This is a genomic window from Streptomyces beigongshangae (assembly GCF_019710745.1).
In the GTDB taxonomy this organism is placed as follows: domain Bacteria; phylum Actinomycetota; class Actinomycetes; order Streptomycetales; family Streptomycetaceae; genus Streptomyces; species Streptomyces beigongshangae.
On the sequence record NZ_JAHKJW010000117.1, the window covers coordinates 1 to 8,925 of the forward strand.

General features: G+C 63.4%; 5 protein-coding genes and 2 pseudogenes. 2 read left to right on the forward strand and 5 right to left on the reverse strand.

The annotated features are described in order from the left end of the window. Together KM933_RS37840 and KM933_RS37845 are read right to left on the reverse strand one after the other, a co-directional pair. Positions 1-1,343 (reverse strand): annotated as a pseudogene (locus tag KM933_RS37840) (IS1380 family transposase); the annotation flags it as partial. Positions 1,344-1,508: 165 nt separating this feature from the next. Then, a complete protein-coding gene (locus tag KM933_RS37845) occupies positions 1,509-2,537 on the reverse strand; it encodes a terpene synthase family protein (RefSeq protein WP_221361798.1) in 1,029 nt (342 codons plus the stop codon). Between the two features lie 550 nt (positions 2,538-3,087). Here KM933_RS37845 and KM933_RS37850 point away from each other — a divergent pair. Continuing rightward, positions 3,088-4,002, forward strand: coding sequence for a transposase family protein (locus KM933_RS37850; protein ID WP_221361806.1), 915 nt, complete (start codon positions 3,088-3,090; stop codon positions 4,000-4,002). Between the two features lie 363 nt (positions 4,003-4,365). Here KM933_RS37850 and KM933_RS37860 read toward each other — a convergent pair. Continuing rightward, positions 4,366-4,518, reverse strand: a pseudogene (locus KM933_RS37860) (IS3 family transposase); the annotation flags it as partial. Positions 4,519-4,630: 112 nt separating this feature from the next. Here KM933_RS37860 and KM933_RS37865 point away from each other — a divergent pair. Then, positions 4,631-5,380, forward strand: a complete 750-nt coding sequence (locus tag KM933_RS37865) for a transposase family protein (RefSeq protein ID WP_221361800.1) — start codon at positions 4,631-4,633, stop codon at positions 5,378-5,380. A 1,232-nt stretch (positions 5,381-6,612) separates the two neighbouring features. Here the strand turns inward: KM933_RS37865 and KM933_RS37870 are convergent. Then, entirely contained in the window at positions 6,613-8,103 is a 1,491-nt protein-coding gene (locus tag KM933_RS37870; protein ID WP_221361802.1) for an ABC1 kinase family protein, read from the reverse strand. A 62-nt stretch (positions 8,104-8,165) separates the two neighbouring features. Continuing rightward, complete coding sequence (locus KM933_RS37875) at positions 8,166-8,522, reverse strand: hypothetical protein (RefSeq protein WP_221361804.1); 357 nt, start codon at positions 8,520-8,522, stop codon at positions 8,166-8,168. Positions 8,523-8,925: the final 403 nt, after the last annotated feature.

Sequence of the window (8,925 nt, forward strand, 5' to 3'; positions counted from 1 at the left end):
TCTCCAACACAATCACGCACCAGCTCGTAAGGCCACTGCTCGGCCATCCGAAGGATGCGGCGGCGGCCGGTGGTGACGAGCTGGGCTGCTGCGGAGAACAGGCGAAATCGCAGGCGGCACGGTTCCCAGAGGCGGGCCTTGCCGGTCAGGGCGAGCATCGGCATCCAGGCGAGCAGGTCGAGGGCAATTTCCAGCCAGACCTGGTTCTGCGCGGTGTCGTGCAGGGGCAGGTTGCGCAGACCGGTGGCGCGGGCGGCACGGATGCGGTCCTCGGCACGGGCCCGCTGCCGGTGGCGCAGTTCAAGAGCAGCGATCGCCTCGCCGCCCGTGTTGGTGGCGAAGCAGGTCAGCCGATGGCCGTCGGCATCGGTGAAGCGCAACTGGGTACCGGGGTGCGGGCGTTCCTTCCGAACGATCAGCCGCATGCCCTTCGGCCAGCCGGCCAGGCAGTCGCTGCCAGCGTCGATCTCCGCGCCCCAGGCGCCGTCGCGGATGCCGCCGTCGGGTTCCACAGCTGGCGTCCAGGCCGAGGCCGGCACCTTCAGGACGGCCTGATGGAGGGCATCGGTGATGGTCATGCCGACCGAGTACGACAGCCACCGCCCGCGCTTCGCGAGCCAGGCGACGAAGGCGTGGGTGCCGCCGCCGGAGTCGGTGCGGATCAGCGTCTGCCGTCCCCGCCGGTACTGTTTCGGCAGCTGGGCCAAGGCCAGCCGGGCGGCGGTGATGTGGTCGGCGGCGGTGTTGGAGCCGCGTTCCCGGGCCGCAGCAGGCCCACCACCGGCTCGCCGGACCCGCCGCGGCCGTGGTCGACGAAGCCCATCAGCGGATGGTGACCGAAGGACTTCTTCAAGGTCGCCGCCGCGTCCTGCTTCTCGGAGTGGGCCAGGACGAGGACGCCGTCCAGGTCCACGATCACCTATCCTCCGGTGTCCGGTGCCGCGTCACCGGCCAGCTTCCAGACCCGCTCACGCACGTCGGCCCGGGCAGCGCGGAGAGCGGTCAGGGCCCGCGTCCCGCCCGGTGGCGAGGATGTCGACGAGTCGGGAGACGGTCGGGTCGGAAGCGACCGGTCCGAACACCGCCGGTTCGGCCCGCAGCATGGCGACATCGGCCAGGCAGTCCCCGCCCAGCACCACCGCGAGCGCCACATCCAGCAGGACCTTGTCTGGATCATGCACCGCCCGGGCCTTGCGCCACGGCCTCAGGGCCACGGATATCGCCCGGTCCAGGCCGGTCTTGCGGACCGTCTCCACCAGCAGCACGGCCCCGACCTGGGAGACCACCGACCGGCCGCCGCCCTCGACGCAGACATGCGGATAGGACCCGATACGCTTCTTCACCTGGGAAGTGCTTCTTTCCTCGCAGCCAACAGGACCCTCAGCAAGTCCCATCATTGCAGCTCAGGAGCACTTCCCGCTTTTTTGATCAGCCTCCGGACAGTCCACCCCGCGAAAGCGCGAGGCTAGTGGCCTCCCATCAAGAACAGGGCCGAAGCAGGGAACGAGTCAGAGCATACGTGCACCTTCTGAGACCCTGTCATCAATATAGGGAGACTGCTTCACATACTCGCTTCCAGTCGCACTGTAGCGGTCCGAAGAATTCCCCCAGTCGTAGTTTCCCTTCATCAGGGAACGGGCGGCGCCGAGAAACTTATGCGTACCTTCACGCCCTTCGGCGTCGATGCCCAGCGACCTGCACAATGTATCCGCTTTGCTTTCCAGTTGAATGAACCGTTTGACGCGAATTTCGGTCAGTTCCTGCAGTTTCTCGATCGCCCGCCGCTCTGAGCAGTCATGCTCGCGCACGAACAGCAAGACGAAATTATTCATTTCGTTATTACGAAGATCCTTTTCGAGAGACTGCAAGTCATTGGTGATCGTCACGACGTCTGCCGCAATCTCGCAGACCTCCCGCAACCATAGGGTTTCGTGTACCTCTGGGGGCGCTTCGAAGTGGCCGCAATGCTCGGCCGTGGCCAGGACCGTGTTGGTGCCTATTGCGATCCTGCGCATAGCTGTATAGGTGGGAACATCCAGAACTGCGTCCAATTTGCGGATTGTCGCCTCCATCACGTACGCCAGAAAATACTGCTCCCAGTGCCGGGCTGTGCGGAGGCGCCAGGCTGCAGACATTCCTTCGTTGCAGCGCCTGCGATAGTCGAGCCAAAGTTCACCGATCGGGTATGTCGGTTTCTCGTTGATGCCCTCCTCGCTGCGGCGCACCAGCCGAGCCATTTCGTGACAAATCCGGTAAGCGGCTGCGGGGTCCGTTCCCACAGGCCCATCGAAGATATCGTCAAAAGTGAATACGAATGTCTGACTCAGTGCGCCGACCATCATATCGTCCCCCCTGGCCTCCGGGTAAAACCGGCCAGCCAGATCCTCAAGCTGCCAGCTGAGATACCTTTTCATGTTCTCCGGAGAAGTGATGAGCCCTGTCGACTCCAAATATGCGGCAATCTTCTCCGGAAGGGCTTCGGCATCCGGGCTCATCCTGGTTGCGAAGGGAATGTAGAGTTCGACATCCTGAAACACGAATGGATCCTTTCGTGGCTACGGCATGGAAGATTCATCCGAAACGACAACTGGCTGCAGAAAACTCGCACCACATCTTTCAACGTCAGATACCTGGCGTACGAGAAGGACGGCATTATTTTTATAGCGCCTTTGCGCAAACGGCAGAAGAAGGCGTTCATGATTCAGACGTGAACGCGTTGAAGGCGGGGCGGGCGCCCGCACCAAGGGCTCAGCTACGGCAGTGCTGACGACATGGCCCTGGCTCCATGCCTCGCAGACGACGGAGAGAGTCCGGCAGTCGTCTGCACGCCGCCATCCGTTCCATGCTGACAAGTGCGCCATAGGCAGGCATGATCCGACGACTGATGACGGCGGTCACCAAGGACGCATCAACGCCCAACTGCCGACTGATCGCACCACACCCAAGCGTGTCACCCGCGCCGTGCTGGCGTGGTTCGGTTCATGTCCGCGGAGGGGCCTTGACCCAAGGCCGGGTAGTTACGAGTTGGTGCGTGATAGCGGGTGAGGCGTCATGCCTGGCAAGTGGCATGATCCGGGTGTGGTGATCATGGCCAATCGGACGGTGCTGGCGCATCGGCTGTTCACGGGGATCTCGCGGCGTCATCTCGCTGGCCTGGCCGAGGAGTTGGCCGTGCCGTGGCAGGCCGGGCTCGAGGGTCGACGCCATGCCGCGCGAGGCGGGGTCAGGAAGCGGGCCGCGGGTGCCGGCGCCCGCCACCGGCTGGTGTTCGTCGACCGGCTGGTGGCCACGCTGATTCATCTGCGGCACGACCTGCCGCATTCGGTGTTGGGCCTGCTGTTCGGCGTCGACCGCTCCACCATCACCCGCGCGATCGGAGAGGTACGTACACTCTTGGCCGAGCGGGGGTGCGCAGTCCCCGACCGCCCTGGCCTGCGTCTTCGGACACTGACGGACGTGTTCGCCTACGCCCAGGCCGAAGGCGTCGAGCTGCGGCTGGACGCCACCGAGATCCAGGTTCGCAGGCCGCCGGCCAACCGCGGCGGACGCCGTGCGTTCGTCTCGGGCAAGAAGAAGCAGAACACGATGAAAGCCACCGTGATCGCCGACTGGCGGGGCCGCACGTTGTGGACCGATGCCCTGCGGCCTGGACGTATGCACGATGCCACGGCCGCCCGCAATGAAGGCATCGCCGTCTGCTTCCAGCACTTCCCCAACGTCGAGGTCCTTCTGGACGACGGCTACCTGGGCCTGAGCCGCGACCACCGCGGGCAAGCGATCACACCGCCCAGAAAACCCCGCCCGGGAGCATTGCCCGGCAGAGTCGATCAGTGGGAACGCGACCGCCACGGGCACTCCTCCGACCGCATCACCGTCGAACACGCCCTCGCCGATCACAAACGCTGGAAGCAACTGACGCGCTGGACCCATCGCCGCGACCGCCTGGCCGACACCTACCGCGCCATCGCCGGCCTCGTCTCCGACCGCACCGCTCAAGCCTGAACAGCGGTCCTCCAACGGACCAGCACGCCTCACCCGCTATCACGCACCAACTCGTTAGCGTTTTCGCAGGTCACGTAAGCCGGTTGAAGGACTTTCGACACACACAGAGCAACGGAGCTCGTTGGTACAGGCAGTCGACCAAGACAGCTTGTCCCGAAGGAGCTCCGTTGCCCCGTCATTGTGTCCTGCCGTCTGCGCTGACGGCCATCACCCGAACGGTCACCGTGGCCGCGGGACGCCATCTCGCTCCAGGGCATCTGGGTGAACTGACCGCCGTCGTGCCGTTCGAGCTGGTGGATACGGTCCTTGCGGAGACAAGGACGGTGCAGCAGCGGCTGAACCGTTCCGGGTTCGGTAGAGATCTCAGATGCTGGGTGTGACCTGGGGTTTCGTGGTTGCGAGGTAGTGGTTGTTTTCGTATTCGACCGGTGGGACGTGGCCTATCTCACCGTGGAGTCGCCGGTGGTTGTACCAGTCGACGTGCTCGGTGGTGGCAAGCTCAACGGCGGACAGTGAGCTCTTTCAGCGTGGCCACTGATCGGGTGACGGGTCGGTGTCCCACAACGCACAAGGCTCCCGTGCCGTTGAGAGGTGTTCGACGTCTCAACTCATCAGCGCAGGAGCCTCGTTGGTTTTCTATCCTGCCGCACTCGACCTGCCTCACGCCCTCGTCGAGTGGGTAACCATGCTCATCGTCACCCGTGAGGGTGACCGATGCTGCAAGCTCCCGCCTCATCAGCGTGCTCTCGTCGCCCTGGTCTACCTGCGCCGGCACGACCCGCTTACGCAGATCGCCGCCGGGTTCGGCATATCCGTCGGCACCGCCCACGCCTACGTCACTGCCGTCGTTGATCACCTCGCCCGGCGGGCGCCCGGCCTGCTGCGAGTCCTGAGGGAGACCGATCCCGAGCACGTCCTGCTCGACGGCACGCTCGCCGAGTGCGACCGGGTCGGCGACAGCCGGGCCGACTTCTCGCACAAGCACCGCCGACACGGCGTGAACATGCAGGTCGTTGCGAATCCCGCGGGCGAGCTGCTATGGATCTCGCCCACACTGCCCGGACGCACCCACGACCTGACCGCAGCCCGCACCCACCGAATCATCCGGATTTGCGAACGCCAGGGCGTGCCCATCCTCGCCGACCGCGCCTACATCGGGGCCGGCTCCTGGGTGACCACGCCGATCAGGCGACTCCCGCACCAGGACCTCAATCCGACCCAGCGGACGATCAACCGAGCCCTGTCGGCGGCGCGGGCTCCAGTCGAACGAAGCATCGCGAGACTGAAGTCCTGGCGGATCTTCCGCAGAGCCCGCTGCAGCCCCAACCGCATGACGGTCATTGCCAAAGCCGTCCTCACCCTCGAGAGGCAACGCTGAAAACCCTCACTACTGCCGGGCAGACCAGGGGCCGTGCGTCGAGGTTGTTGGTTGTCCGGGGCTGATGAGAGGCGGGTGACTGACGGAGCCGCTGTCTGGCGATGCTTCGGGGGTGATGGTCGGTGGGTGAGGGAATGTTGTTGTCGTGGAGCATGCCGACGGGCTGGATGTGGTGGGGGAGGGGGCGGCGCTGCTGGTCTGCCCGGATGGTTGTATCCCGGGTGACGCGGTCGTAACAGGTACGGGGTCAGAGGAGGCGCCGGACCGAGTACTCGCCCGGAGGGACGACTTGCGGGTGGCGGAGGGTACCGACGGGTTGGGGGCGGACTCGGCGCGGGGAAGGTGGACGTCGACATTCACTGAGGGCGGGTTGTTCGTAGCCGGCGGGGTTTGCGGGCTCAGCGTGCAGGCGGAGGCGATGAGGGCGGTGCCGACCAGGAGGCATGACAGCTTGAACGGAGTATGCATGGCAGATCCTATTTCTGTGCGGTGAGCGAGGGCGTTGCGCCGGCCCGGATCAGGCCGCTTGGAAAGTGCGAATCAAAGTGCCTAGGGAACTGAAGAACATGTGGACGCTGTGCCAGATAGCCATAACAGCATGCGCGAGTTCAACAGGCGCGGTGGCGACGATGTACAGGAGGACGATCAGTACGGCCCAGAATAGAATGCTACGTGGGCGGCTCAGCATAAAACTGTTTCCTTTCCGTTAGCGATACGAAGGGCACCAGGACACACCGAGGTAGTGTGTCGGGTCTCGTTTACCAGGAAGGATGCGCGCAGAAACGAGATGTCTGTCTACAGCGCAGCGGATCATTGACGGGCTCTCAGAATAAGTTAGTGCAGTGCCGCGACGGCGGGGTGATGGCCGTAATGAGCGTCTATCGTGTTGCGTCCAATGCTTTTCCCGTATGGGCTTGTCCCGTATGAGCTAGGAGTTCTCCAGGCGCGGCACCGCGTATTTGACGCGTGCCGGAACTCAGTGAACCTTTTTCAACCTGACGACGGATCTGAGGCCGCCGGGCCATTGATCAGCGGCGGCGCAGTGGGCTCTGGACGCGTTGAAAAAGTTTCCCTATTTTGCTTTGCGGGACGTGGTGAGCGGCGTCCCCGGCCTCTTGGGCGAGGGTTTGGACGCTCCTGGACTGCTCGATGGAGGACGTATACGCGGTACTCGCATGCGTGCTGTCCTCCCGTTGGCGACAGTACCCGCGGAGCTGATGGGAGAAAGGGTGTCAGCGTGGACGGCCGTTCCGAAGGGTCAGCAGAGCGAGCGCCAAATCCCCTTTACTGACGCGGGTGTCACGGAATCGGGTGTGGTTGTGAAGAGTGAGCTGACGGCCGGCTATGTCGCTGAGCAGGCGTGCTCCCTGACCGGGCCCCTCGGTCAGGGCATACAGGGCGTGGAGAGCGTACTGGGCCAGTTGCTCAGGCGAGCCGGTGTCCTGGGCCATCTTCAGCAGGATGTCTTGCAGGACATCGCGGATGCTGTCGGCCAGTTTCAAGCCTGGGTGGATATGCCGGACGGTGCCCTCCATATTGGCTACCGCTTTGCCCAGGATCGATACATTAGGTGAGGTTTGAATACCTCGGCTGGTAGAGAAGGCCAGGACGGAGGTGAGGGCGACACCGAAGTTCAGTTCGGCCAGAGAGGCATTCGTGACGTGAGGAACGAACCTGGCTATGTCGGAAGTGAATCCGTTGACGTCGCTCCACGGCGTGGTGGAGCCCAGCCGGATCCAGGATTGTGCCAGGGCTGGACCGTCATTGTAGGCCATACCGACCAGCGCGCCGAGCATTGCGGCACTGATACTGCGGTCGATGCGGCCCACCATCCCCCAGTCGATGACATGGGCCTTCCCATCCGGACTGACTAGCACGTTCCCTGGGTGCGGATCCGCATGGAAAATCCTCTCGATGAAAATTCCCTTGAACATGTAGGCGACGAACTCTTTGGCCATTTTCTTGCGCTGCTTGTGACTCAGTTCGTCTTTTTTCAGCCGGTTGGCGGCCTGCCCGTCGGCCAAGGTCTGGACCAGTACCTTCGGGGTGGCAACAAGGGCTTTCGGTACTTTAATTGTCCTGAACTCTTTCGCGGCCTTCCGGGCATCTTTCATGTTCGCCGCTTCCCGGGTGAAGTCCAACTCGTCGCGCATGGCGCGGAAGATGACATCCAGCATCGCCCCAGTGTCGATGACCTCATTGAAGTGTGGAGCGACCCGTCCGATGACTTGGGTGACCCGCCGCAGGACGGCCATATCACCCAGGACGGTTCCGTGAGAGCCCGGCCGCTGGATCTTCACGACGCACGGGGTTCCGTCCAGTCGCGTGGCGCGGTAGACCTGCGCGAGTGATGCGGCTCCCAAAGGCCGTTCGGTCTCGAACGAACTAAACGAATCGCGCCAGTCGGCTCCTATTTCCGATTCCAGTGCTGGTACGAAGGTGTCGAACGGTCGCACGGTGGCCTGATCGGTCAGCAGTGCGAGTTCCTCGCGTATGTAGTCTGGTACCAAGTCCGGTCTGGTGGAAAGAATCTGACCGACCTTCACATAGAGCGGGCCGAGTTCCTCCAGAGCCAGGCGGATGGCCCGGGCCCGCTGCTGTTCAATCGTTCCCTCTGACACATGGCCGGTCCGGACGCGGCCATGGCCGACGGCCCGGGATACTTCACGTACCCCGAGCCGGGCCAGCACCTGTGCTGTGTGCCGCGCGCGGCGCTCAACCACCCGGGCCCGCTTTCCCTTGCTGCCTGAGTCGAAGCACTGAAGGGTGGAAGGGCTGCGCACTCTCAGTTGGCACTGTGATTCTTTTCCTTCTCCCGGTCGTGCTTGATGTAGTGGTCGAGTTGCACCACGAGAGCTTCGATCGCACGGTTGTTGCGTTTGGCGAGCTTACGGGCGCTGTTTTTACCCTTCTTCTTTTTCTTTCCGGTGAGAGCCCGGCGCGCGAGATCGCGCGAATCACGGCCCACGTCGCTAGACCGATCCAGGACGTCGTCGAGGAGGCTTTTCCGCCGTTTACTCATGAGGGGTTTCCCGTCTGTGGATGTTTTTATTGAAGACAAGATGACTGGTGTGAGCGTCGCGTCGACGACGGTATTGCGGGTGTCAGTACGGTGTTCGACCGAGGGCTGAGCAGCTGGCACAGAGGCGTATCCGGTGAGCCGATGGGGACGGTACGGCCGAACCCACTAGGAGTGAATCTCATGCTGCATCCATCCGGCCAGTGGTCCGGACCCATGGATGCGTGCACGCGTTGCACGCCTGTGCCTCGGTGAACCGTCGGACGGCCAAAACTCACTCCGGAAGAATCCATGTCCCGCTCGGACCCGGCGTGACTTGGCGCACCGTGCAGTGAACTGCTCCCGCCCTCATGGCTCCGGACTGCGGGAGGGAAAATCCAAGGGCCATCGCAGACCGGCAAGCCTTTGGCAGCCGGCGAGACGACCATCTCGTCGACGCCGGGCAGACGTTTCTGCCGAACCCGCCTACTAGTGCTTCGTTAGGTCTGTATGTTTGTGCTGATCAAGAGCATTTTGAAAGTGTGGA